Source organism: Streptomyces sp. NPDC039465 (assembly GCF_055639315.1).
In genome coordinates, this window is record NZ_JBVKAP010000009.1 from 92,298 (window position 1) to 116,775 (window position 24,478).

Genomic DNA, 24,478 nt, shown 5'->3' on the forward strand with positions numbered 1-24,478 from the left:
TCCCACTCACCCCAGGCCGCCACAAACCACACGTGTCACCCAAACCGAACATGCGCACGGTCGAACTTGAGGAATCGTTTCCGATCGGAAACCAATGCTATCGTGAGCCGCCCTTGAAAGCGTTTGTCGCTCGGCAACCACACCCCTCCTTCCCGCTGGTGGAGCATCATGCCCTTAGCCATCGCCGTCCTCGCCGTCGGCGTCTTCTGCGTCAACACCACCGAGATCATGGTCGCCGGACTGCTGCCCAGCATCTCCGAGGCCTTCAGCGTCTCCGTGTCGTCCGTCGGATATCTGGTCTCCGTCTTCGCCCTCACGATGGTCGTCGGCGGACCACTGCTCACGGTCGCGCTGCTGCGCGCGTCCCGCAAGAAGGCCCTCATCGGGCTGCTTCTGGTGTTCGTGGCCGGCCAGTTGCTGGGCGCCGTCGCCCAGGACTACTGGGTGCTGGTCGTCTCCCGTGTCGTCACCGCGCTCGCCGCGTCCGCCTTCTACGGCATCGCCGTCGCCGTCAGCGCCCGCCTGGTGGGCCCGGACATGCGGGCCCGCGCCCTGTCCGTGCTAATGAGCGGCATGATGGTGGCGCAGGTCGTCGGGCTTCCCGTCGCGGCCTTCGTCGACCAGCACTTCGGCTGGCGCGCCAGTTTCCACGGACTCGCCGCGCTCGCGGCGCTCTGCGCCCTGCTGGTGTGGGCGCGCGTGCCCGACTCCCCCGTACCGCAGAAGGTGAACCTGCGCGGCGAGCTCGACTCGTTCCGCAACCGCGCCCTGTGGGCCGCGTACGGCACCAACGCCCTGGTCATCGGCTCGGTGGTGGCGGCCTTCAGCTATTTCGCCCCGATCTTCGAGGAGCTGACCGGCTTCCCGTCCGGGGTGACGCCGCTGCTGTTCGCGCTGTTCGGCATCGGCACCATCGCCGGCAACATGGTCACCGGCCGGCTCGCCGACCGGTTCATGATGCCCGTGCTGCTGTACGGGCTGGCCGGACTGACCGCCGTGCTCGCCGTCTTCGCGCTGGTGGCGGAGAACAAGCCCGCCACCGTCGCGGCTGTGGCGGTCCTCGGGGTCATCGGCCTCCCCCTCAACCCCGCACTCGGCGTACGGGTCATGCGGCTGGCCGACGACGGGCCGCTGGTGTCGACGGTGAACGCCTCGGCGGTCAACGTCGGTGTGGCACTGGGGCCTTGGGTGGCCGGGCTGGCGATCAGCGCCGAGATGGGGCTGCGCGCACCGCTGTGGGTGGGCGCGGCGATGGCGCTGGCCGGACTGCTGTCCCTGCTGCCCGCGCTGGGCCAGGGCGGCCGGCCGGCCGCGGGCGACCGGCGTGAGGCGGCCGGGCAGGCGACCGCCGCCGACCGTGAGCCGGTGCGCTAGCCCCGGCCCCACCGCACAGGCCCGTTCGCTCCCGCGGTCGCGGGAGCGAACGGGCCTCGCCATCCGTGCGTCAACTGCGGGTCATCCGCGCGACGTTCGCGCGTCGGCCATGTGCGTCAGCCGCTCACGTCGGACGATCCCACAGCGCCTCCGCGGGCGGCCGTTCGGGCAAGTGACCGCAGCGCCACGGGCAGCCCGGCTTCGATGGAGGGGGCGAGCACGGGGACGAGTCCGGCGGCGCCGGGGCCCTCGATCGCCGCCTGATGGGTGATGCGGGTGCCGCCGCCGGGCAGGTCCGCCAGCCGGTGGGTGAAGCGCAGCTCCGCACCGGGGACCGGGGTCCAGGTGGTGAAGCACACCCCCTCCTCGACATCGGTGAGCCGGAAGGGCACCGGCTCCTGCCCCTTCAGCGTGAGCCGTCCCGTCACCCCTTCGGCGAACGGGCCGTCGAGCTCCACCTCCCGCACCTCGTCGTCCCATTGCGCCCAGAGCCCGACCTGGCTGTACCACGGCCAGACCGCCGCCCTGGAGACCTCCGCATCCTCGGTGCGCTCGTACTCCCACATACCGGCTCCTCTCTCTAATGATTGCCGAGTGGCAACCATATGAGGGAAGCTAGCCCGTGATCAAGTCCAACTAATTTCCGTCCGGCAACCACCTCGTTTGAATTGACACACCGTCACCGACTCATTCCAAACAGGGTTGACACTCCAACTACCTCACACCTAGGGTAATTTCTGTACGACAACCATCCTGATCTGAACCGCTTCTGACGTCGCAGAATCCGCGCTGAATCGACCCAGAGGGACCTTTGCGCATGGAGAAGGATTCAAGTCCGTTAGCCGTTGACGATTCCTTGACATTAACCACTCTGTTCGAGCGGATCGTCCGCACCCATGGAGAGAGAACGGCCCTCGCCTTCGGCGACGAGGCTCTCACCTACGCCCAGCTGAATCGACGGGCGAACCGCATGGCCCGCCGGCTGCGCGCGACCGGAGTGGGCGACGGCACCCCCGTCGGGGTCCACCTGGCCCGGTCCCTGGAGCTGTACGCCGTCACCCTCGCCGTTCTGAAGGCCGGTGGCTGTGTCGTACCGCTCAACCCCGAGCATCCGGCGCCGTTCCTCGCCCGTATCGCCGAAGAATCGTCTCTGCACACGGTGGTCCACGACGACACGGACCAGCTGCCCGAGACCGTCCGCGGCTCACGCCTCGCCGTGGGCGCGCTCGCCGAGGCGAGCGCGGACCTCGACGACACCGACCCGCGCGCGGCGCCGGGGCCGCTGAGCACGGCGTTCCTCCTCTTCACCTCCGGCTCGACCGGCGAGCCGAAGGGCGTACGGATCGCGCACCGGGGACTCGCCCGGCTCGGGCCGCACAGCGGAGTGCTCGACATCCGCCCCGACGACTGCCTCGTGCAGTCCGCCGCGTTCTCCTTCGCCGCCTCCACCATCGAGATCTGGCTGGCGCTGCTGCACGGCGCGAAGCTGGTCGTCATGCCGCCCGGGCTGCCGTCCCTGGCGGTGCTGCGCGACGCCGTCGTACGGCACGGCGTAAGCGTGCTGTGCCTGCCCTGCGGGCTCTTCAACGTCCTCGTGGACAACGAACCCGACAGCCTCGCCGGACTCAGGATCGTCCTGCTCAGCGGGGACTTCCCCTCCCCCGAGCATCTGGAGAGGGCCGCGGCGCTCACCCCCGCCACGATCTACAACGGCTACGGCTGCACCGAGAACTCCTCGATCACGGCCGTGTACCCGATCCGCTCCGCCGACGACGTACGCGAGGCGGACCGGGTGCCCATCGGCCGGCCGCTGCCCACCGTCACGCTGGACGTGCTCGACGACGACCTGCGGCCGTGCGGACCCGGCACGACCGGCCAGCTGGCGGTCGGCGGCACCGGACTCGCCCTCGGCTACCTGGGCCGGCCGGAGCTGACGGCGGAGAAGTTCGTCACCGCGCCGGACGGCCTGCCGCGCTATCTCACCGGTGACCTGGCCCGCGCCACACCCGACGGTGACATCGTCATCGTCGGCAGGTCCGACAGCATGGTCAAGATCCGCGGCTACCGCGTGGAGACCACCGCCGTGGCCCTCGCCCTGCGCTCCCTCGACGGTGTCCGGGACGTGGTCGTCAAGGCCTTCCCCGACGGCCTGGGCGGCAAGGCCCTCACCGCCTTCTACACGACGGCGGACGGCCGGGCCGCCGACCCGGAGGACCTCGCCGCCCGTCTGGGCGCGCAGCTCCCCTCGTACATGGTGCCCTCGACCTTCCGGCACCTCGACGCCATGCCGACCAATGTGAACGGCAAGGTCGACCGCACCGCTCTCACCGACCCGGCCGCCCCGGCCGGCCCCTCGGCGAAAGCCGACCCCTCAGCGAAAGGTGACACCGTCATGCAGAATCCGCTCGAGTCGGTGGTCCTCCAGGCGTGGAAGGACATCTCCGGAGTCGACGAATTCAGCACCACCGACTCCTTCCTGGGACACGGCGGAAACTCGCTGCACTTCGTCCAGCTCGCCTCCCGGCTGCAGAAGATATTCGGGGTCGACGTGGCCACCGAGGATGTCTTCCGGCACGGCACCGTGGAGAAGCTGACCCGTTTCGTCGAGGAGTCGCGCAGCGCGGGTCGGGATTCCACCGCACAGGCGCAGTAAATCGCCTTCCGCGGCTGGTGAAACCCTTCGGAGGACAGAGGAACCGGTGAACAATCCACTGGAAACCGCCCTGCTCGATCTGACCCGCCAGACCATGGGAATCGTCGGACTGCGCCCCGACGAATCCTTTGTCGAGAAATGCCCCGAGCCCGACCCGACGGACCGGCTCGACCGGCTCGCCACGGTGCTCGAAGCCGTTTTCGCAGTGGACGTCACCGGTGCGCGGCTGCGCACGTCGGACACGGTCGCCAAGGTCATGGAGCACATCGACCGCCGCCGGACCGGCACCGGAGCGCCGGAGCTGAGGGCCGGATCCGCGCCGCGCGTCGAGGGAGCCGCCGAGGCGTCGTACGGACAGCACGGCATCTGGCTCATCGACCAATATCTGCCCAACCCCGCCGCGTACAACGGCCCTTTTTCCGTCCGGCTGCCTTTCGCGGTGGATCCGGAGCGATTACGTGGAGCGGTTTCCGGGACGCTGCGGCGCCAGGAGGCGCTGCGGACCCGGTATTCGTTGATGGAAGGAAAGCTTCTCGCGGTCGTCTCGGAGGACGACTCCCTCTTCCACTTCGCGGTCGAGCACTACGCCGACGACAAGGAACGCGACGCGCTGCTGCACCAGGTGGCCAACCTCCGCCTGGACCTGGAGCACGGACCGCTGACCGCCGTGGTCTGCGCACTGGGCCCGGACGGCGAGTCCACCCTCATCTGCAACATCCACCACATCGCCTCCGACGCCGCGTCGGCAGGTGTCTTCGTGCGGGAACTCCTCGACGCCTACGAGCGGATCGGTCAGGGCCTGCCTGTGGTGGCCGCCCCGGAGCGGCCCACGTACGCGGACTTCGCGTACTGGTACCGCGAGCGGCTGCCCGAGCCCGCCCTCGCGAAGCTGCTCGACCACTGGGCCGACAAGCTCTCCGGTGAGCTGCCCGTCCTCGACCTGCCGACGGACCGGCCCCGGCCCGCCGTCCAACGGCACGAGGGCGGCACGGTCACCTTCAGCCTCCCGGCCGGTCTCGCCGACGCGTTCGAGGAGCTCGCCGCCGAGGAGGACGTCACCCTCTTCATGGCGCTGTTCGCCGCGTACGCCGTCTTCCTCGCCCGCCACACCGGACGGCGCCGCGTCCTGATCGGCAGCCCGGTCTCCCTGCGGGACGATCCCCAAACACAGGACCTGGTGGGCTACTTCGTCAATCTGGTCGTCCTCCAGCAGGAGATCGACGACCGGATGACGGTCCGGGACGTGCTGCGCCTGGCGCGCGAGGAGGTCACCGACGCCCTGCGCCACAAGTGGGCGCCCTTCGACAAGGTCGTCGAGCGCCTCCAGCCCCGGCGCAGCAGCAGCTACACCCCGCTCGTGCAGACCATGCTGGTGCTGACACAGACCGGTTCGGGCCGGCTGCGGCACGCCGGAACGGAGCTGCGGATCGAGCGCGGCGGAGGCCATGGCGCGAAGTACGACCTGTCGCTGGTCTTCGACCGGGACCCGGACGGGCTGCACGGCATGCTGGAGTACGACTCCCATCTCTTCGACGAGTCGACCGTACGGGCCATGGGCGCGCGGTTCCGGCACGTCGTGGAGGGGTTCGTCGCCCGGCCCGACGCGCCGCTGCGGGAGCTGAGCATGCTCGGCCCCGACGAGGAGCGCGCGCTGCTGGCCCGGGGCGACCGGGTGGCCCGGGCCGCCGAGGCGGTGCCGGTGACGGAGCTGTTCGAGGCACGGGCGGCCGCCGCCCCCGACGCGATCGCCCTCACCCACGGCGGCGAGAGCCTGACCTACCGCGAGCTCGACGAGCGCGCCAACCAACTCGCGCACATCCTGCGGGAGTCGGGAATCGGGGCGGGCAGCCGGGTGGGCGTCTTCCTGCCCCGGTCGCTCGGCATGGTCACCGCGCTGCTCGGGATCCTGAAGTCCGGCGCCGCGTACGTCCCGGTCGACCCGTCCTATCCGCGCGACCGGGTGGCGTACATCCTCGCCGACGCCGGAGTCTCCCTCGTCGTCACCGACAGCTCGGTCGCCGGTCAACTCCCCGACGGGCTCGACCTGTTCGCGCTGGACCGGCACGTGGAGCGGATCGCCCGCGCCGCGCGGACCACACCGGGACGGGTCAAGACGCCGGACGACGAGATCTACGTCGTCCACACCTCGGGCTCGACCGGCGCGCCCAAGGGCGTGGTGATCGACGACCGTACGGTCTCCAACCTGGTCGCCGCGCAGCACCGCTGCTCCCCGGAAGGCGCCCAGGGCATCACCTTGCAGTACATGACGCTGTCGTTCGACGTGTCGGTGATGGAGATCCTCGGCACCCTCTGCGTCGGCGGGCAGCTCGCGCTGATCCCGGAGGAGCTCCAGAAGGACCTGCACGCCCTGGCCGGGTTCGTCGCCGAGCGGCGGATCACCCGGATGTATCTGCCGTACATCGCGCTCCAGCAGTTCGCGTCCCTCGCGGTCGCCTCCGGCCTGCGGTTCGACGCCCTGCGCGAGATCACCTCGGTGGGCGAGGCGCTGGTGGTGTCGCCGCAGATACGGGAGTTCTTCACCCGTCATCCCCGGGCCCGGCTGGTGAACATGTACGGTCCGTCGGAGACCCATCTCGCCAGCTGGCACCCGCTGTCGGGGCCGCCGTCGTCCTGGCCGGAGGCGCCCGCCATCGGACGGCCGGTCGACGGGGTGCGGCTGGTCGTGCTCGGACCGCACCGGGAGCTGGTGCCCTCGGGCGTGCCCGGAGAGCTGTACATCGGCGGTCCGGTCCTCTCCCCCGGCTACCACGGACGACCCGAAGAGACGGAACGGCGTTTCGTCCCGGACCCGTTCGGCGAACCGGGCGACCTGATGTACCGCACCGGCGACCTGGTGCGGTGGAACGCCGCCGGGGACCTGGAGTACCTCGGGCGCATCGACCACCAGATCAAGATCCGCGGGTACCGCGTGGAGCCCACCGAGATCGAGGCGGCGCTCGACAGGCTGGGCGGGATCGAGGCCTCGGCGGTCGCGGCCGTCGACTTCGGGCCCGGCGACCGGCGGCTGGTCGCCGTCGTCGAAGGCGCGCGCGGCGAGGACGACCCCGGTGCCCTGCGGCGGGAGCTCTCGGCGTTCCTGCCGGACTACATGGTGCCCGCGCTGCTCGTCCCGGTCGACAGGATCCCGACCGCCCCCAGCGGCAAGATCGACCGTAAGGCGCTGCCCGGTCTCATCGAGGCCCGGATCGGCGAGGCGCGGACCCGGACGCCGGTGGTGGCGCAGCCGCCCCGGCCCGGGGTGGAGGAGCGGATCGCCGCCGAGTGGGCCGATGTCCTCAAGGCTGCGGCCGTCGGGCGGAACGACGACTTCTTCGCCCTCGGCGGCAATTCGATCATCGCCACCGAGCTGGTGTACCGGCTGCGCCGGGTCTTCGACACCGACATTCCGCTGCGGGTGCTGTTCGACAACCCGACCGTGGCCGGCATGGCCGCCCGGCTCCAGGACGGCGGTAGTCCAGGTCCGGTCCTGCGGCCGGATCTGCGGGCCGACGTACGGCTGCCCGAGGAGTTGAGGGCCGCCGCCGGGGCACCGGTCCCCGCCGCCGAGGCGCGCGAGATCCTGCTCACCGGCGCGACCGGATTCCTCGGGGTGTACCTGCTGCGGGAACTGGCGGCGCTGCCGGGGCGTACGGTCCACTGCCTGGTGCGTGCCGGGGACGAGGCCGCCGCGCTGGAGCGGCTGCGGTCCACGGCCGCGCGGTACGGCCTCGTGGAGTCGGTGGCGTGGGAGCGGGTCCGGGCGGTGGCGGGCGATCTGTCCCGTGAGCGCTGGGGTCTGGCCGAGGCGGTGTACACCGGTCTTACGGCCACGGTCGAGGTGGTTTACCACGCCGCCGCGCACATCAACTTCGTGCTGCCATACGCCTCGGTGAAGCCGACGAACGTCGACGGGATGCTGCGGGTGGTGGAGTTCGCGGCCACGACCCGGCCGAAACAGCTGCACTACATGTCGACGATCGCCGTCTTCGCCCCCGGCGAGGCCCGCGACGGCGCGGTGCTCACCGAGGACGTGGTGCCGGACGCGCCGGAGAAGCTGGGGATCGGTTACACACAGAGCAAGTGGGTGGCCGAGCGGATCGCCGGGGAGGCGAGGAGCCGAGGCGTACCGGTCACGGTGTACCGCATCGGGCGTATCTCCGGTGACAGCGTCACCGGCGCCTGCCAGGCCGACGACTTCCTGTGGCGGCAGATCAAGAGCTTCGTCGAGCTGGGCTCGGCGCCTCCGGCGGCGGAGCTGACGACGGATCTGCTGCCAGTGGACTTCGTCGGCCGGGCTGTCGTCGCGCTCTCCCTCGATCCCGCCGCCGAGAACCGCACCCTGCATCTCTTCCACCCCGAAGGCTCCGACTTCACCCCCGTCCACGACGCGATCCGCGCCGAGGGCTATCCCCTGACCGTCGAGCCGGCCGAGGAGTGGCTGACCCGGCTGGAGGAGTCGGCGCGCCGGCCCGGCGGCAACGCTCTGGCCGCGGCCGTCCCGCTGTTCCGGGAGGGCGCGCTCGAACTCGGCGACGACCGGTACGGCAACGACACCACCACGCGTCTGCTGGCGGGCCTCGGACTGACGTACCCGGCCATCGACGAACAGGCGATCTCCCGGATGATCCGCTACTTCCGCTCCACGGGTGAGCTCCACCGGTGAGCCACACCGGTGAGCTCCACGAGTGAGTACGACGGCTGAGCTCGACGGCTGAGCTCGACGGCAACGACGCCGCGGACGGCCCGGCCTGACCGGGCCCGCACCCCCCACCTCCATCGCCAGGCATCCGCCGGCGGGCCAGCCGGCCCGCCGCGGGACAGTGAAGGCTCCCACATGCCCAGAAGCTCTTTCCCCCGCACGGAACACGACACCCTGATCGCCTCCGCCGTGGCCGGTCTGCCGGCCCGGCAGCAACCCGAGTGGCCGGACGCGAGCCGTCTTGCCGCCGTCCAGACCGAGCTGGCCTCGGCTCCCCCGCTGGTGAGCTACGAGAGTGTGCGCGCCCTGCGCGGGCTGCTCGCGCGGGCCGCCGCCGGCGAGTTCTGCGTCCTGCAGGCCGGCGACTGCGCCGAGGACCCGGCGGAGTGCGTGCCGGAGGCCGTCGCCAAGAAGGCCGAGATGCTCGACGTCCTCAGCGACATCGTGCGCACCGGCGCGGGCCGGCCGGTGATCCGGGTCGGCCGGATCGCCGGGCAGTTCGTCAAACCCCGCTCGCAGGACGAGGAGATGTACGAGGGCACCGCGCTGCCCGTCTTCCGGGGCCCGATGGTCAACGGCCCCGAGCCGACGCCGGAGGCGAGGCGGCCCGACCCGTCCCGGGTCCTCGCCGGCTACCGCGCCGCCCGCCGGGCGGTGCGGGCGATCGACACCCTGGGGCGCGGCGAGGGCGCGGCCGACGCGACCCGGGTGTGGACCAGCCATGAGGCACTGCTGCTGGACTACGAGGTGCCGATGGTGCGCCGGCATCCGGGCGGTGGCAGCTATCTCGCCACCACTCACTGGCCGTGGATCGGTGAGCGGACCCGGCAGGTCGACGGCGCGCACGTACGGCTCCTCGCGGAGCTGGAGAACCCGGTGGCGTGCAAGGTCGGTCCGGCCACCACCGTCGAGGAGATACGGGCGCTGTGCGCGACGCTGGACCCGCTGCGCACTCCGGGCCGGCTCACGCTCGTCGCACGGTTCGGGGCAGGGCGGGTCGGTGCTCTCGCGCCGCTGGTGCGGGAGGTGCGGCGGGCCGGGTATCCGGTGCTGTGGCTGTGCGACCCGATGCACGGCAACGGCGAGCGGACGGCGGACGGGCTCAAGACCCGCAGGCTGGACGCGATCATGTCGGAGATCCGGCAGTTCGTGGAGATCGTGTCGGAGGGCGGCGGGGTGTGCGCGGGGCTCCATCTGGAGTCCTCGCCGTACGACATCGCCGAGTGCGACGGCGCGGGCTACACCCCCGTACGGGGTCCTGGCTACACGACGCTGTGCGATCCGCGGCTCAACCTGCTCCAGGCGGTGGCCGCCACGGCCTACTGGCGGCTGCCGGCGCTGGAGGCCGCGGCGTGAGCGCCTGGGCGGCCGGAGCTCCGCTGCCCCCGGAGGGGGAGCCGTTCGCGGTGCTGCACCGGCCGGGCGCGGGCCACCCGGACGTGGTGGAGGTCCTGTCAGGTCCGGTACGCGGGGCGGAGACCCTGGCGGGTCTTGACCTGGACGGGACGGACAGGACGGACGGGCAGGACACCCGTGCCACGCTGCTGCTCGCTCCGTACCGGCAGATCCGCGAGAGGGGCTTCGACGCCCCGGACGACGGCGAACGGCTGCTGGCCATGGATGTCCGCGAGCGGCGCAGAATGCCGCTCACGGACTTCCTCGGTCTGCTGCCGGAGCGCGCGGTGAACGTCGAGGGCGCCCGCTTCGACATGGACGACGAGGCGTACGCCGCGGCGGCCGGCGCTCTGGTGCGGCGGGAGATCCACGGCGGCGAGGGCTCCAACTTCGTGCTCGCCCGCAGCCTGCGCGGCCGGATCCGGGGCTTCGACCGGACGGCGGCGCTGGCGGTGCTGCGGAGGCTGCTGACCGCGGAGAGCGGGGCGTACTGGACGTTCCTGGTGTACACCGGCGAGCGGTATCTGATCGGCAGCCCGCCCGAGCAGCATGTGCGGGTCCGGGGCGCCGAGGTGTCGATGAACCCGATCAGCGGGACCTACCGCTATCCCGTCCAGGGCGCCGAACTCCCCGGTCTGCTGCGCTTCCTGCGGGACGCGAAGGAGACCCACGAGCTGTACATGGTCGTCGACGAAGAACTGAAGATGATGACGGCGCTGTGCGGTCCTGGGGTCACGGTGTCGGGGCCGTCGCTGAAGTGGATGTCGCGCCTCGCGCACACCGAGTACTTCCTGCACGGCCGCTCGGACCGGCCGATGACCGAGATCCTGCGCACGACCATGCCCGCGCCGACGGTGACGGGCAGCCCGCTGGAGAACGCCTGCCGGGTGATCGCCCGCTACGAGCCGGGCGGCCGGGGCTACTACAGCGGCGTGATCGCCCTGGTGGAGCGGGCGCGGGGCGAGCGGGCCCTGGACTCGGCGATCGTCCTGCGGACGGCCGACATCGCCGAGGACGGGTCGCTGCGGCTGGCGGCGGGCGCGACGATCGTGCGCGACTCGGTGCCCCGCGCCGAGGCGATGGAGACGTCCGCGAAGGTGGCGGGTTTCCTCGGCGCCCTGTCACGGCCGGGCGGTGCGGCGGCCGGGGCACCGGCCGATCCGCCGCTCGCCTCGGCGCCCGCGGTGCGGGCCGCCCTCGATGCCCGTAACGCGGGCGTCGCGGCCTTCTGGCTGGAGGGCCCGGTGGCGGTACGGGACCGGGACGGCGGACCGGTCCCGCCGGGCGTCCCGGTCACGATCGTGGACGCCGAGGACCGGTTCACGTGGATGCTCACCCATCAGCTGAGGTCGCTCGGGTGCGGGGTGGAGGTGGTGCCCTGGCGGGAGGCGGCCTGTGTGGCCGGGGCGGACGGTGTGGTGCTGCTCGGACCGGGTCCGGGCGATCCGCGCGACCGGGCAGATGCACGGGTGGCCGCGCTGCGCTCGCTGGCCGAGCACCGCCTCGCGCACCGGCTGCCGCTGGCGGCGGTCTGCCTGGGGCATCAGGTGGTCTGCGGGGTGCTCGGGCTGCCCCTGGTCCGGTTGGCCGAGCCACGCCAGGGGCGCCGGATGCGGGTGCCGCTGTGGGGCGAGGAGCGGCTGGTGGGTTTCTACAACAGCTTCACCGCGCGGGCCGACGACGACTGGACCGGGCGGCTGGGCCACGGCCGCGACGTCCAGGTGCAGCGGGGTGGCGGCGGTGAGGTGATCGCGCTGCGCGGGCCGGGGCTCTCCACGATCCAGTTCCATGCCGAGTCGTTCCTCACCGAGGAGGGCCCGCGGATCCTCCAGGGCCTGGTCAACGAAGCGCTGTGGACGGCCAGTTGGGGCCGTGCGCTGGCGCATGGACGGGGAGGGGACACCTATGAGCACGCCTGAGACCGTGGCGGAGGTACCCGCGCGGGCGGTGGATCCGGCCGCGCTGCGCGGTCTGATGGGCCTCTTCGGCACCGGCGTCACCGTCATCACCTTCCGCCGGGGTTCGGTCGTGCACGGCGCGACGGTGAACGCCTTCACGTCGGTGTCGCTCGATCCGCCGCTGGTGCTGGTCGCCCTCGACCGGCGCAGCCGGACGGCCGCCCTGCTGGACGACGGCGGCTATGTCATCAACATCCTGGGCGAGCGGCAGCGGGAGGTGGCCCTGCACTTCGCGGGGCGGCCGATGGCCCGCGAGGTGCCGTGGCGGGACGAGGCCGGTGCGTACCCGCGTCTGGAGGGCACGGTGGGGCATCTGGTCTGCCGGCCGTGGCGCACCTACGACGGCGGCGACCACACGCTGCATGTCGCCCGGGTCGAGGACGTCGCGGCGCCGGGCGGCCGGCCGCTGCTGTTCTTCCGCGGTGCGTTCCCCCGCCTGGCCGCCGACCATTTCGCCTCCGCGTGGTCCCTGAGCCTGGACGGTCCGGGCCCCGCCGAGCAGTTCGTCATGCGTCATGAGACACGGAAGTAGGGACATGACCCGTCATATCGAGGAGCCCGGCCCGGCCGGCGCCGCCGGCGAGGCGAAGGCCCCGCGCGTCACGCGTCCGCTGACCGGGGACGAGTACATCGAGAGCATCCGCGACGGCCGGGAGATCTGGGCGTACGGCGAGAAGGTCGACGACGTCACCAAGCATCCGGCGTTCCGCAACACCGTGCGGATGACGGCCCGGCTGTACGACGCCCTGCACGACCCCGAGCACCAGGCCACGCTGACCGCGCCGACCGACACCGGCAGCGACGGCTTCACGCACAAGTTCTACCGCGCGCCGCGCAGCGTCGAGGATCTGGTCGGGGACCGGGACGCGATCGCCGCCTGGGCGCGGCTGACGTACGGCTGGATGGGCCGCAGCCCCGACTACAAGGCGAGCTTCCTGGTGACGCTGGGGGTGAACCCGGGCTACTACGGCGAGTTCGCGGACAACGCCCGCCGCTGGTACGCGGAGGCGCAGGAGAAGGTGCTGTTCTGGAACCACGCGGTGATCAATCCGCCGGTGGACCGGCACCGGCCGCCGGACGAGGTCGACGACGTCTTCGTCCATGTGGACAAGGAGACCGACGACGGTCTGATCGTCAGCGGCGCCAAGGTGGTGGCAACGGGATCGGCGTTGACCCACTTCAACTTCGTGGCGCACTACGGACTGCCGGTGAAGAAGAAGGAGTTCGCCCTGGTGGCGACCTTGCCGATGGGCGCGCCGGGGGTGAAGCTGATCTGCCGTCAGTCCTACGAGCTGGCGGCGAGCCGGATGGGCAGCCCGTTCGACTACCCGCTGTCGAGCCGGCTGGACGAGAACGACACCATCTTCATCCTCGACAAGGTGAAGATCCCCTGGGAGAACGTCTTCATCTACGGCGACACGGCGAAGGCGGGCACGTTCCTCACCTCGTCCGGCTTCACCCACCGTCTGACCTTCCACGGTGTGACCCGGCTTGCGGTGAAGCTGGACTTCCTGGCGGGTCTGCTCCTGAAGGGTCTGGACGTCACCGGCACGAAGGACTTCCGGGGAATTCAGACCCGGGTCGGCGAGGTGCTCGCCTGGCGGAACATGTTCTGGGCGCTGAGCGACGCCATGGCGCACAACCCGAACGAATGGCACGACGGCGCGCTGCTGCCGAACCTCGACTACGGGATGGCGTACCGCTGGTTCATGACGATCGGCTACCCGCGAATCCGCGAGATCATCCTGCAGGACCTCAGCAGCGGTCTCATCTATCTCAATTCCCATGCCAAGGACTTCGCGGAGCCGGAACTGCGGCCGTATCTGGACCGGTTCATGCGGGGTTCGAACGGCTACGACTCGGTGGAGCGGGTCAAGCTGATGAAGCTGATCTGGGACTCGGTCGGCACCGAATTCGCGGGGCGCCACGAGCTGTACGAGCGCAACTACTCGGGCAACCACGAGAGCGTGCGGATCGAGCTGCTGCTCGCGCAGACCGCCTCGGGTCTGGTCGACCAGTACCGCGGCTTCGCCGAGGAGTGCATGGCGGAGTACGACCTCGACGGGTGGACCGCGCCCGATCTGATCCGCCCGGACCTGGACTGACCCCGTGGGGTGGCGTCCGGCGGCCGCCACCCCGTCCCGCTCAGGAGGAGATCAGTGCCAGCGTGAAGCCGTCGTACCCCTTGGCCCCCACAGTCTGGATCGAGGTGGCGGTCACCCTCGGCTCCTCGGCGAGCATGTCGTGGAAGCGGCGCACGCCCTGGACGCCCTGGTCCTGGTGGTCCGGGTCGGCGACCGCCCCGCCGAGGACGACGTTGTCGACGACGACGACCCCGCCGGGCCGTGAGAGCTTCAGCGCCCAGCTGAAGTACTCGGGGATGTCGGGCTTGTTGGCGTCGATGAAGACGAGGTCGAAGGGGTCGGCGCCGCTGTCGGCGAGGGTGGGCAGGATGTCCAGGGCCTTGCCGACGTGCTGCTCGACGACCCCGGAGACCCCGGCCCGTTCGATGTGGGCGGCGGCGGCCTCGGCGAAGGAGGCCTCCCACTCTATCGTCACCAGCCGGCCGCCTTCGGGCAGCGCACGGGCGAGCCAGATGGTGCTGTACCCGCCGAACGTGCCGATCTCCAGGACGCGCCGGGCGCCGTGGATCCGGGCGAGCAGATGCAGCAGCTTCCCCTGGTTCCTGGCGACGGCCAGATCAGGGAGTTCGAAGTCGATGTGCGCCTGGGCGGCGGCTGCGAGCGCGTCGTCCTCCTCGATGAGAAGGGAGTTGAAGTATCCGTCGACAGCATTCCACTGCTCTTGTGTCATGAGATTCATGTTTCATGACACAACCGGTAATGGCAAGAAGGGAATCGAGACTTCATCAGAATTCCCGCCGAGCCAATTCAGAATCAATTCTCATGGCCCGTTGACCGAACTTCTCGCGGCTGACTAGTCTGTCGATCGCGGAGGTATTGCAACTCCCCGTCGGATTGGAGCACACAGCCAATGTCCGGAAACTTACTCATACCCAAACTCCACCACATGGGCGTCCAGACCCGTGATCTGGACAACTGCCTCGCCTGGTACAAGGAATTCTTCGGCTGCACGCAGACCTGGTCCCTGGACACGTTCTCCGACCTCACCCTCAGCCGGCTGCCGGGGATCACCCGGCTCACCGAGATCGCCGTCGGCGACGTCCGCTTCCATCTCTTCGAGCGGGACGGCCACACCCCGGAGCTGCCCGGCGGCAACAAGGCCCAGTTCCAGCATCTGTGCCTGTCCACCGGCTCACCGGCCGAGCTGCGGGCCTGGCGGGAGCGCTGGCTGCGACTGTACGAGTCCGGGCGCTACGCGTTCGCCACCGACGAACCCCCGACCGACATCGTGGTCGACGCCGACGGGGTGCAGAGCTGTTACCTCTTCGACGTCAACGGCCTGGAGTTCGAGTTCACCTACGTTCCGGAGGCGGCGGCATGAGCGTCGGTGCGGCACGCACGGTCAGCGAACTGCCCGCCCCCGAGGGCTGGGACTTCGGTGACTTCCCCTACGGCCTGGAACCCCTCACCCTCCCCGAGCCTCCCATGCCGGGCACGGACGACGGAGTGCCGGACGTCCTGCCCGCCGGCGCCGCGGCGGCGTCGCCGGCGTGCGCCCGCACCGGGCCGGCGCCCGCCTCCGCCGAACTGGCGCACCAGCTCTTCTGGTTCCGCTGGATCACCGGCCATCAGGTGACCTTCGCCGTCTGGCAGCTCCTCGCGCACGCACTGCACCAGGCACGCTCCCGCCCGGACCCGTCCGACTCGCTGACCGCGATGGCCGAGCTCACCCGGTCGTACACGGCGATGCTGCTCTACACCAGCTCCTGCCCCAAGGACGTGTACGCGGCGGTGATCCGGCCGAGCATGTACCTCCAGCACCGCGGCTTCAGCGGCACCTGGGCGCCCGACTTCGCGCCGGTGCGCGGCCTGCTGCGCGGCAAGAAGTTCGCCTGGAACGACACCCCCGAGGGCCAGGCGCTCGGCCGTGAGGTCCGGATGTACCACGCGGTGCACTCCGGCGTCGCCGCCAAGCTCGTGCCCGACGGCCGCTCGCTGCTCCAGGAGACGGCGGCCCACCCCTCACGGCCGCAGCACCCGGGGATGCAGGCGCTCGTCTACGACAACTACTTCCTCACCCTGCGCGCGCCCGTCACCACCGCGGACCTCGTCGACCAGCTCCGGCGCAGGCTGCGGGCCGTACGGCTGGACGTGGCGGCGAACGGCCTGTACCCGGGCCTGACGCCCGAGGAGGACGCGGCGCTGCCCGAGGAGCTGCGCACCGAGGACGTGCGGGCCTGCGAGCGGGAGTTCCACTCCATCCTCCTGCGGACCGACGTCTCGGCCGCCGGCCTGACCCCCCGCCTGCTGGACGGCACCGCGCGCTGAGGCGCGCGGCAGCCCCCGACGAACGAGTGGAGAGACAGTGCGGCATGGAGTCGTGATTCTGCCGGAGCGCCGCTGGCGCGAGGCCCGTCAACAGTGGGTCCGCGCCGAGGAGTTCGGCTTCGATCACGCCTGGACCTACGACCAGCTGATGTGGCGGTGGCTGCGGAACGATCCGTGGTTCGGCGCGGTGCCCACGCTGGCCGCCGCGGCGGCCGTCACCTCACGGATCACCCTCGGCACGATGGTCGCCACCCCGACCTACCGGCACCCCGTCACGCTCGCCAAGGAGCTGATGACCCTGGAGGACGTGGCGGAGGGCCGGTTCGTGTGCGGTCTCGGCGCCGGCGCGGGCGGCCTCGACGACCGGGTCGTCGACCCCACCGAGCGCACGCCCCGCCAACGCGCGGAGCGTTTCGACGAGTTCGTCGACGTGCTCGACGCGCTGCTGCGTGAGCGCGTCACCACGTACACGGGCACGCACTACGCGGTCGAGGACGTGCCCATGCACCCTGGCTGTCTGACCGCCCCCCGGGTGCCGTTCGCCGTCGCGGCGACCGGCCCCCGGGGCATGCGGCTGGCGGCCCGGCACGCCGCCACATGGATCACGGCCGGGACCCCGGGCCGGTTCGACGCCCTGCCGTACGAGGAGACCCTGGCCACCGTCAAGGAGCAACTGGCCCGGCTGGACGAGGCGTGCGAGCGGACGGGACGCGATCCGGCGACCCTCGGCCGGCTGCTGCTGACCGGCGCCATGGTCGGCGGGACCCTCGACTCGGTGGAGGCGTACCGCGACGCGGCCGGGCGCTTCGGCGACCTCGGCATCACGGACTTCGTGGTGCACTGGCCGCGTGAGTCGTTCCCGTACCAGGGCAGCCTCAAGGTGCTGGAGCGGATCGCGGCGGAGGTACTGACGGCGGGTGGAGGAACCCGGTGATCGACTACGAGATCGTGGACATGTTCACCGACACCCCGTTCGCGGGCTGCGCCCTCGGCGTCGTCCCGGACGCGTCGGGTCTCAGCGACGGCGACATGCGGGCCGTGGCCGGGGAGATCGCCCTCACCGAGACGGCGTTCGTGCTGCCGCCCCTGTCCCCGGAAGCCACCTACCGCGTGCGGGTCTTCACGCCCGACGGTGAGTCGCCGTTCGGCGGGCACTCGTCGGTGGGCACGGCCGCGACGCTCGTACGGACCGGGCGGGTACCGGCCGGTGCGGTGGTGCAGGAGTGCGGCGGGAAGCTGCTCAGCCTCGACGCGTCGCCGCAGGGGGCGGTCCTCGGCGTCCGCGGTGAGCCGCCGGCGCCGCGGACCTGGGACCACGCCGCACTGCTCGCCGCCTGCGGGCTGACCGACGACGACCTCGTCGGCCGGCCGTGCGAGGCCGGGTTCGGGCCCGCCTTCCACATCCTGCCCGTACGGGCCGAGGCGGTGGCCCGCGCCGCGCGCGACGCGTCCGCGCCGGTCTGGGACACCTGCCCGGACGCGGTCGTCGTCGCCTACGACCGGGCCACCCGCTGCGCGCGGGTCCGGGTCTTCGCCCCCGGATACGGGATGCCGGAGGACCCGGCCTGCGCGTCCGCCGCGCTCGGCCTCGGCGCCTGGCTCGCCCATGCCGGACTGCTGCCCGGCGCCGACGGCACGTACGACTACCGCGTCCTGCAGGGCGCCGAGATGGGCCGGCCCGCCACGCTCCGGTCCACGGTGACCGTGCGCGGCGCCCGGGCCGTGGCGGCCGGGGTCTTCGGGCAGGTCGCCGCGGTCGCGCAGGGCCGGATGCGGGTGCCGTCCGGCGCGACGGCCGCGCGCGTGTGACGGACGGGCGGTCCGGCGCGCCGCCCGCGCACCGGACTGTGTCGTCGAACGAACCGAGAGAAGAGGAACTGGCTGTGTTATTCCGTCCGGAGCTGCACGGGACCCGGGGCGCCGTCGCGTCGACCCACTGGCTGGCCTCCGCCGCCGGCATGCGTATGTACGACAAGGGCGGCAACGCCTTCGACGCGGCGGTCGCCGCCGCCTTCGTCATCCAGGTCGTCGAGCCCCACCTCAACGGCCCCGGCGGTGACGTCCCGATCCTCGCGCACCGCGCCGGTTCGGGCGCGGTCGACGTGGTCTGCGGGCAGGGGCCGATGCCGCGGGCCGCGACCGTCGAGGCGTTCCAGGACCGGGGACTGAGCACCGTCCCGGGCTCGGGGCTGCTCCCGGCCGTCGTACCGGGCGCGTTCGGCGCCTGGCTGCGGCTGCTGAAGGAGTTCGGCACGCTGCGCCTCGAAGAGGTCCTCGAACCGGCGATCGGCTACGCGGAGCGCGGCTATCCCCTGCTGCCGAAGGCGGCCGCGATGATCGACGCGCTCGCCGAGGTCTTCCGCGACCACTGGCAGGAGTCGGGGCGCACCTATCTGCGCGGCGGGGCCGCGCCCAAGCCCGGTGAGCGGGTGACCAACCCGGTCCTCGCGGGGACGTACAAGCGGCTGCTCGCCGAGGCGAAGGCGGCCGGAGCCGACCGCGAGCGGCAGATCGACGCGGCCGTGAAGGCCTTCTACGAAGGCTTCGTGGCCGAGGCCGTGGACCGGTATCTGGCGACGGCCGAGGAGATCGACTCGACCGGGCGGCGCCATGGCGGGCTGCTCACGGGCGCGGACATGGCCGCCTGGCGGCCGGGCCTTGAGCAGCCGCTCACTCTCGAACACCGGGGTCTGACCGTGCACAAGGCCGGGCCGTGGTCGCAGGGCCCGGTCTTCCTCCAGCAGTTGTCGCTGCTCCAGGGGTTCGACCTGGCCGGGATGGGACCGGGCAGCGAGGCGTACGTCCACACCGTCGTCGAGGCCGCGAAGCTCGCCTTCGCGGACCGGGAGGCGTGGTACGGGGACCCGGCGCACGCGGACGTCCCGATGAAGGAGCTCCTCGACCCCGCCTACGCCGCGGCGCGCCGGGCGCTGATCGGCGCCGAGGCGTCGGAGGTGCTGCGGCCGGGTGCGCCGGGCGGCCGGGAGCCGCTGCTGCCGCCGCTGTGGGACGCGTCCACCGCGCCGGCCGAGCCGGAGTGGTTGGCCGAGCTGGAGCAGGGCATCCCCGCGATCGTGAAGCTGACCGCGGCCAAGGGGGACACGTGCTGTGTCACGGCCACCGACGCGGACGGCAACATGGTGGTGGCGACGCCGAGCGGCGGGTGGCTCAAGAGCTCTCCGGTGGTGCCCGGTCTCGGCTTCCCGCTCGGGACGCGCGGCCAGATGGCGACGCTGACGCCGGGGCACCCCAACACTCTCGCGCCGGGCAAGCGTCCGCGCACCACGCTCAGCCCCTCGCTCGTGCTGCGCTACGGGCAGCCGTATCTGGCGTTCGGGACGCCGGGCGGTGACCAGCAGGACCAGTGGACGCTGCAGTTCTTCCTCAACCACGCCGAGCACGGCATGAGCCCGCAGGCCGCCATCGAGACCCGGACGTTCCACACGGAGCACGTGCCCACGTCGTTCACGCCGCGGGAGTACCGTCCCCGGTCCGTGGTGATGGAGCGCGGCTGCTCACCGGAAACGGTGGAGGGTCTGCGCCGCCGCGGGCACGAGGTGCGGCTGGTCGAGGACTACTCCCTGAGCAAGGTCTGCGCGACCGGCCTGACCAGCGACGGAATGGTGTTGGGGGCGGCGAGTCCACGCGGCGGGCAGGCGTACGCGGTCGCCGGGTGAGGGGGCGCACTGCTACCATAGGTTTCCAATTGGAAACCACTTTGGGTGCGTAAGAGAACGCGCAGGGAAGAGGCTCGTCATGACGGCTGACCCGGAGGCGGACCGGGACGACTACATGGTTCTCGGGGACGCGCGGCAGAACAACCTCAAGGGAGTGAGCCTGCGGATCCCCAAACGTAAACTGACCGTCTTCACCGGCATGTCCGGCTCCGGGAAGTCCTCGGTCGTCTTCGGCACCATCGCCGTGGAGTCGCAGCGCCAGCTCAACGAAACCTTCCCGGCCTTCATCCGCAACCGTCTGCCCAAGTACGAGCGGCCCGCCGCCGAGGTGATGGAGAACCTCTCCACGGCCATCGTGGTCGACCAGCGGCCGGTCGGCGGCAACGCCCGCTCCACGGTCGGCACGATGACCGAGATCCACCCGATGCTGCGCGTGCTCTTCTCCCGCCACGGCACCCCCAGCGCCGGCCCGTCGCACATGTACTCCTTCAACGATCCGCGGGGCGCTTGCGCGGAGTGCGAGGGGCTCGGCTCCACGGTCCGGCTGGACCTCGACCGGCTGCTGGACGAGGACAAGAGCCTCAACGAAGGCGCCATCGGCTTCCCCGCCTTCGCGGTGGGCACCTTCCAATGGCAGCTGTACGGCGAGTCCGGCCTCTTCGACCCGGACCTCCCACTGCGCGAGTTCAGCGCGAAGGACCGGGAACTCCTGCTGTACGGCGGGGGGTTCAAGGTCGACCGGGCGGGCCGCAACGGCGTCTACAAGAACGAGTACGAGGGCATCGTCACCCGCTTCACGCGCCGGTACCTCAAGTCCGGTCTGAACTCCCTCAAGGCGGGCGAACGCGCCGCCGTGGAGCGGGTGGTGACCCAGGGCCCCTGCGCGGTATGCGGGGGCGCGCGGCTCAACAAGGCAGCCCTCGACTCCCGGATCGACGGCGAGAACATCGCCGACCACGCCGCGCTCGAGGTCAGCGATCTGATCGGGCGGCTGGCCCGGATCGAGGCGCCCTCGGTCAAACCCGTGGTGGACGGGGCCCTCGCCGCGCTGCGCCGGGTCGAGGCGGTCGGCCTCGGCTATCTGAGCCTGGACCGGCAGACCACCACCCTCTCCGGCGGCGAGGCGCAGCGCCTGAAGATGGTGCGGCACCTGGGCAGCAGCCTGACCGGACTCACCTACATCTTCGACGAGCCCAGCGTCGGCCTGCATCCGCGCGATGTGCGGCGGATGAACGAGATCCTGCTCGCCCTGCGCGACAAGGGGAACACCGTCCTGGTGGTGGAGCACGACCGGGACGTGATCGAGATCGCCGACCATGTCGTCGACATGGGGCCGGGCGCCGGCAGCGACGGCGGCGAGGTGATCTACGAAGGCGGGCTCGCGGGGCTGCGCGCGTCCGGCACGCCGACCGGCCGCAGCCTGCAGACCGTACCGGGGCTCAAGCCGGCCGTACGGACCCCGACGGGAGCGCTCACCGTCCGCGACGCCGGCCTGCACAATCTGCGGGACGTCACGGTCGACATCCCGACCGGGGTGCTGACCGCGGTGACCGGGGTCGCGGGCTCGGGCAAGAGCACGCTCGTCTCGAAGGTCTTCACCGCGCAGTATCCGCAGGCCGTCGTCGTCGACCAGTCGTCGGTCGGGGTGTCGATGCGGTCCAACCCGGCCACGTACACGGAGGTGATGGACACCGTACGGCGGCTGTTCGCGCGCGCGTCCGGGGCCGATCCGGGGCTGTTCAGCTTCAACTCGGCCGGGGCCTGCCCCGAATGCCAGGGCAAGGGCGTGATCGAGACCGATCTCACCTTCATGGATCCGGTCACGACGGTGTGCGAGCGGTGCGAGGGCCGGCGCTTCAACGACGAGGCGCTCGCGCACACCCTGAACGGCCGGACCGTCGTCGACGTCCTCGCCATGACCGCCGACGAGGCCGCGCGGTTCTTCACCGACCCCGGCATCCGCCGCAAGCTGGCCCTGCTCACCGAGGTGGGGCTGGGCTACCTGACCCTGGGGCAGCCGCTGTCGACGCTCTCCGGCGGCGAGCGGCAGCGGCTCAAGCTGGCCCACCGCCTCAAGGAGACCGGCAGCGTCTACGTCTTCGACGAGCCCTCCACCGGACTGCACATGGAGGACGTCAAGCGGCTGCTGACCCTCTTCGACCGGCTCGTGGACGGCGGCAACACCGTCGTCGTGATCGAGCACGACCTCGATGTCGTCAAGCACGCGGACTGGGTCATCGATCTGGGACCTGAGGCCGGCCGGGGCGGCGGGCGGGTCGTCTTCGAAGGCACCCCCGCCCAGCTGCTGCACACGGACGGATCCCACACCGCGCGCTCCCTCGCCGAGGACCTCACCCACTACGCCCCGTCCACCACCCCGTAAGGAGACGCCCCGTGCCGCTCATCCACGTCACCCTGCTCGAAGGCCGTACGGCTCAGGAGATCGACGCGCTGGGCCGCGCCGTCACCGAGGCCGTGCACGCCTCGCTCGGTACGCCGAGGGAGGCGATCCGGGTGACGATCGGTGAGTGCGCGCCGGAGCGCTGGTTCGTGGGCGGCCGGAGCGTGGCCGAGGCGCGGCGGGAGGCGGGGGCCGAGGCGCAAGGGGAGAGCCGCGCCTGACCTCCCCTCAGGCCCCGCCCCGCCCCGTGTAGAGCGCCTCGGCGACCTTCTCGCACAGTTCCGTGAACAGGCTCCGCTCCCCCGGGGTCAGGGCGCCGGTGGCGAGCGCCGCGATCTGCCGGCGGTTGTCGGCCGCACGCAGCAGCAGCGCGGCCCCCTCGTCGGTGAGGGTGGTCGTCAGCTCCCGCCGGTCGCCGTCGGCGACGGTCTGGGCCACGAGCCCGCGGTCCTTCAGGAAGCGCAGCGTCTTGGACATGCTGGGACGCGACACCCCGAGGGATGCGCTGAGCTGCGAGGGCGCCATGCCGCCGCGCCGGCCGAGGGTGTCCAGTACGTCGTACTGGGCCCAGCTGATCGCCTGCGGATCGGCGCGGCTGCGCCGGGCCACCAGCACGCACTGCAGGTGGCAGAGGGCGTCGGCCAGGGAGCCGGGGCCGCTCTCGGGCGGCTCGGCGGTCGGCCCGCTCATCCGCCCCGCCTCACCGGGCGGCGGTGACGGCGGACCGGCCGCCGTCGGCGTCCGCGAAGCGGCGGCGGATCAGGGCGATGCGGTCCGGGTCGTGCGGCGGCAGGTCCCGGTGGGTGAGCCGCCCGCTGCGGGTGAGCAGATGGGCGTTGAAGACCTCCGGGTCGAGCCCGACGCAGCGGTCGATCTCCTCGAACCATTCGAGGCTGGTCATGGCGGTGCGCTGCATCGCCGCCACCGCCGGCTCGCGCTCGGCCTGGTAGGCGGCGAGCGCCTCGGGGACCGTGGCGTGGTCCCGTAGCGCCATGGTGAGGGCGAGGGCGTCCTCCATGGCGAGCTTGGTGCCGGAGCCGATGGAGAAGTGGGTGGTGTGCGCGCTGTCGCCGAGCAGGGCGATGTTGCGGTGGCTCCAGTGACGGTTGCGTACGACGGTGAACCGGCCCCAGCGCGATTTGTTGCCTTCGAGACCGTGCCCCTGGAGGACGTCGGCGAACAGCTCGGCGACCCTGGCGAGGGAGCGCTCGTCGCTGCTGCCGTCCTCGGGCTCGGGGCGGTGGACGGAGTCGGCGAAACCGGCGGCGCGCCACACGGCCTCGTTGACCTCGACGATGAAGGTGCTGCGCCCCGGGGCGTAGGGGTAGGCGTGGGCCTGCATCGGGCCGTACGGCGTCTCGGTGACGGCGAAGGTCAGCGCGTCGAAGGGCCGGTCGGTCCCGAGCCACATGTAGCGGGCGCCGCGCTCGCCGCGCTCGGTGCCGAACCACCCGGCGTGGCGGGTGCGGGTCGCGGAGTTGACCCCATCCGCCGCGACGACCAGGTCGTAGGCGGCGGAGAGCTCGTCCGGGTCGCGGGCCCGGGTGCTGAAGCGCAGGCGCACGCCGAGGGCGGCGCACCGTTCGTGGAGCAGCCGGAGCAGGGTGCGGCGGCTGATCGCCGAGAAGCCGTAGCCCTCGTTGCGTACGGTTCCGCCGCGGTAGTGGACGTCGATCCGCTCCCAACGGGCGAAGTGGCTGGTTATACCGGAGAAGAGGACGGGGTCGGCGGCCTCGATGCCGCCGAGGGCCCCGTCCGAGAACACCACCCCGAAGCCGAAGGTCTCGTCGGCGGCCTGGGCCTCCCAGACGTCGACCTCGTACCGGGGCAGGAGGCGCTTGACGAGCGAGGCCGTATAGAGCCCGCCGGGGCCGGCGCCGATCACCGCGATCCGCATGACACCTCACTT

General features: G+C 71.6%; 18 protein-coding genes. 14 read left to right on the forward strand and 4 right to left on the reverse strand.

Annotated elements, in window-relative coordinates:
* The first annotated feature begins 168 nt into the window (after nucleotides 1-168).
* The gene (locus ACZ7LT_RS27230; protein WP_471238742.1) at nucleotides 169-1,374 is read left to right on the forward strand and encodes an MFS transporter; all 1,206 of its coding nucleotides are present in this window, start codon (nucleotides 169-171) and stop codon (nucleotides 1,372-1,374) included.
* Nucleotides 1,375-1,490: 116 nt separating this feature from the next.
* On the opposite strand, the gene ACZ7LT_RS27235 is transcribed toward ACZ7LT_RS27230, so the two are convergent.
* Nucleotides 1,491-1,940 carry an SRPBCC family protein gene (locus ACZ7LT_RS27235; RefSeq protein WP_471238743.1) on the reverse strand — a complete coding sequence of 150 codons (450 nt, stop codon included), beginning with the start codon at nucleotides 1,938-1,940 and terminating at the stop codon, nucleotides 1,491-1,493.
* Between the two features lie 290 nt (nucleotides 1,941-2,230).
* On the opposite strand from ACZ7LT_RS27235, the gene ACZ7LT_RS27240 reads away from it, so the two are divergent.
* The 6 genes from ACZ7LT_RS27240 to ACZ7LT_RS27265 all read left to right on the forward strand — a co-directional run bounded on the left by ACZ7LT_RS27240 (nucleotide 2,231) and on the right by ACZ7LT_RS27265 (nucleotide 14,184).
* Nucleotides 2,231-4,027 (forward strand): non-ribosomal peptide synthetase, encoded by a 1,797-nt coding sequence (locus tag ACZ7LT_RS27240; RefSeq protein ID WP_471238744.1) that lies wholly within the window; start codon nucleotides 2,231-2,233, stop codon nucleotides 4,025-4,027.
* Between the two features lie 46 nt (nucleotides 4,028-4,073).
* Nucleotides 4,074-8,690 (forward strand): non-ribosomal peptide synthetase family protein, encoded by a 4,617-nt coding sequence (locus ACZ7LT_RS27245; protein WP_471238745.1) that lies wholly within the window; start codon nucleotides 4,074-4,076, stop codon nucleotides 8,688-8,690.
* Nucleotides 8,691-8,861: 171 nt separating this feature from the next.
* Complete coding sequence (locus tag ACZ7LT_RS27250; protein ID WP_471238746.1) at nucleotides 8,862-10,082, forward strand: 3-deoxy-7-phosphoheptulonate synthase; 1,221 nt, start codon at nucleotides 8,862-8,864, stop codon at nucleotides 10,080-10,082.
* Nucleotides 10,079-12,040, forward strand: coding sequence for an anthranilate synthase family protein (locus ACZ7LT_RS27255; RefSeq protein WP_471238747.1), 1,962 nt, complete (start codon nucleotides 10,079-10,081; stop codon nucleotides 12,038-12,040). The genes ACZ7LT_RS27250 and ACZ7LT_RS27255 overlap by 4 nt, the downstream gene beginning before the upstream one ends.
* Nucleotides 12,027-12,611, forward strand: coding sequence for a flavin reductase family protein (locus tag ACZ7LT_RS27260; protein ID WP_471238748.1), 585 nt, complete (start codon nucleotides 12,027-12,029; stop codon nucleotides 12,609-12,611). Before ACZ7LT_RS27255 ends, ACZ7LT_RS27260 begins: the two co-directional genes overlap by 14 nt.
* Before the next feature lie 4 nt (nucleotides 12,612-12,615).
* Complete coding sequence (locus tag ACZ7LT_RS27265) at nucleotides 12,616-14,184, forward strand: 4-hydroxyphenylacetate 3-hydroxylase family protein (protein WP_019884145.1); 1,569 nt, start codon at nucleotides 12,616-12,618, stop codon at nucleotides 14,182-14,184.
* A 40-nt stretch (nucleotides 14,185-14,224) separates the two neighbouring features.
* On the opposite strand, the gene ACZ7LT_RS27270 is transcribed toward ACZ7LT_RS27265, so the two are convergent.
* Nucleotides 14,225-14,893, reverse strand: a complete 669-nt coding sequence (locus tag ACZ7LT_RS27270) for an O-methyltransferase (protein WP_471238749.1) — start codon at nucleotides 14,891-14,893, stop codon at nucleotides 14,225-14,227.
* Nucleotides 14,894-15,109: 216 nt separating this feature from the next.
* Here ACZ7LT_RS27270 and ACZ7LT_RS27275 point away from each other — a divergent pair, with 216 nt between their 5' ends.
* The 7 genes from ACZ7LT_RS27275 (at nucleotide 15,110) to ACZ7LT_RS27305 (ending at nucleotide 22,790) form a co-directional block, all read left to right on the forward strand.
* A complete protein-coding gene (locus ACZ7LT_RS27275) occupies nucleotides 15,110-15,544 on the forward strand; it encodes a VOC family protein (protein ID WP_471238750.1) in 435 nt (144 codons plus the stop codon).
* Nucleotides 15,541-16,491, forward strand: a complete 951-nt coding sequence (locus ACZ7LT_RS27280) for a hypothetical protein (protein ID WP_471238751.1) — start codon at nucleotides 15,541-15,543, stop codon at nucleotides 16,489-16,491. Before ACZ7LT_RS27275 ends, ACZ7LT_RS27280 begins: the two co-directional genes overlap by 4 nt.
* A gap of 52 nt (nucleotides 16,492-16,543) precedes the next feature.
* A complete protein-coding gene (locus ACZ7LT_RS27285; RefSeq protein WP_471238752.1) occupies nucleotides 16,544-17,425 on the forward strand; it encodes an LLM class flavin-dependent oxidoreductase in 882 nt (293 codons plus the stop codon).
* The gene (locus tag ACZ7LT_RS27290) at nucleotides 17,422-18,300 is read left to right on the forward strand and encodes a PhzF family phenazine biosynthesis protein (protein ID WP_471238753.1); all 879 of its coding nucleotides are present in this window, start codon (nucleotides 17,422-17,424) and stop codon (nucleotides 18,298-18,300) included. Before ACZ7LT_RS27285 ends, ACZ7LT_RS27290 begins: the two co-directional genes overlap by 4 nt.
* Nucleotides 18,301-18,374: 74 nt before the next feature.
* Nucleotides 18,375-20,168: a gamma-glutamyltransferase family protein gene (locus ACZ7LT_RS27295; RefSeq protein ID WP_471238754.1), complete on the forward strand. Its 1,794-nt coding sequence runs from the start codon at nucleotides 18,375-18,377 to the stop codon at nucleotides 20,166-20,168.
* A 79-nt stretch (nucleotides 20,169-20,247) separates the two neighbouring features.
* Nucleotides 20,248-22,551, forward strand: a complete 2,304-nt coding sequence (locus tag ACZ7LT_RS27300) for an ATP-binding cassette domain-containing protein (RefSeq protein WP_471238755.1) — start codon at nucleotides 20,248-20,250, stop codon at nucleotides 22,549-22,551.
* Between the two features lie 11 nt (nucleotides 22,552-22,562).
* Nucleotides 22,563-22,790 carry a tautomerase family protein gene (locus ACZ7LT_RS27305; RefSeq protein WP_471238756.1) on the forward strand — a complete coding sequence of 76 codons (228 nt, stop codon included), beginning with the start codon at nucleotides 22,563-22,565 and terminating at the stop codon, nucleotides 22,788-22,790.
* Between the two features lie 7 nt (nucleotides 22,791-22,797).
* Here the strand turns inward: ACZ7LT_RS27305 and ACZ7LT_RS27310 are convergent, their stop codons facing one another.
* Entirely contained in the window at nucleotides 22,798-23,259 is a 462-nt protein-coding gene (locus ACZ7LT_RS27310; protein WP_471238757.1) for a MarR family winged helix-turn-helix transcriptional regulator, read from the reverse strand.
* Between the two features lie 10 nt (nucleotides 23,260-23,269).
* On the reverse strand, nucleotides 23,270-24,466 hold the full coding sequence (locus ACZ7LT_RS27315; RefSeq protein WP_471238758.1) for an FAD-dependent monooxygenase: 1,197 nt from the start codon (nucleotides 24,464-24,466) through the stop codon (nucleotides 23,270-23,272).
* Nucleotides 24,467-24,478 lie beyond the last annotated feature (12 nt).

Coding starts and splice junctions, on each gene's coding strand:
- ACZ7LT_RS27265 (WP_019884145.1), top strand. CDS start 12,616: ATGACCCGTCATATCGAGGAGCCCGGCCCGGCCGGCGCCGCCGGCGAG.
- ACZ7LT_RS27230 (WP_471238742.1), top strand. CDS start 169: ATGCCCTTAGCCATCGCCGTCCTCGCCGTCGGCGTCTTCTGCGTCAAC.
- ACZ7LT_RS27280 (WP_471238751.1), top strand. CDS start 15,541: ATGAGCGTCGGTGCGGCACGCACGGTCAGCGAACTGCCCGCCCCCGAG.
- ACZ7LT_RS27270 (WP_471238749.1), bottom strand. CDS start 14,893: ATGACACAAGAGCAGTGGAATGCTGTCGACGGATACTTCAACTCCCTT.
- ACZ7LT_RS27300 (WP_471238755.1), top strand. CDS start 20,248: ATGACGGCTGACCCGGAGGCGGACCGGGACGACTACATGGTTCTCGGG.
- ACZ7LT_RS27235 (WP_471238743.1), bottom strand. CDS start 1,940: ATGTGGGAGTACGAGCGCACCGAGGATGCGGAGGTCTCCAGGGCGGCG.
- ACZ7LT_RS27315 (WP_471238758.1), bottom strand. CDS start 24,466: ATGCGGATCGCGGTGATCGGCGCCGGCCCCGGCGGGCTCTATACGGCC.
- ACZ7LT_RS27275 (WP_471238750.1), top strand. CDS start 15,110: ATGGGCGTCCAGACCCGTGATCTGGACAACTGCCTCGCCTGGTACAAG.
- ACZ7LT_RS27310 (WP_471238757.1), bottom strand. CDS start 23,259: ATGAGCGGGCCGACCGCCGAGCCGCCCGAGAGCGGCCCCGGCTCCCTG.
- ACZ7LT_RS27260 (WP_471238748.1), top strand. CDS start 12,027: ATGAGCACGCCTGAGACCGTGGCGGAGGTACCCGCGCGGGCGGTGGAT.
- ACZ7LT_RS27250 (WP_471238746.1), top strand. CDS start 8,862: ATGCCCAGAAGCTCTTTCCCCCGCACGGAACACGACACCCTGATCGCC.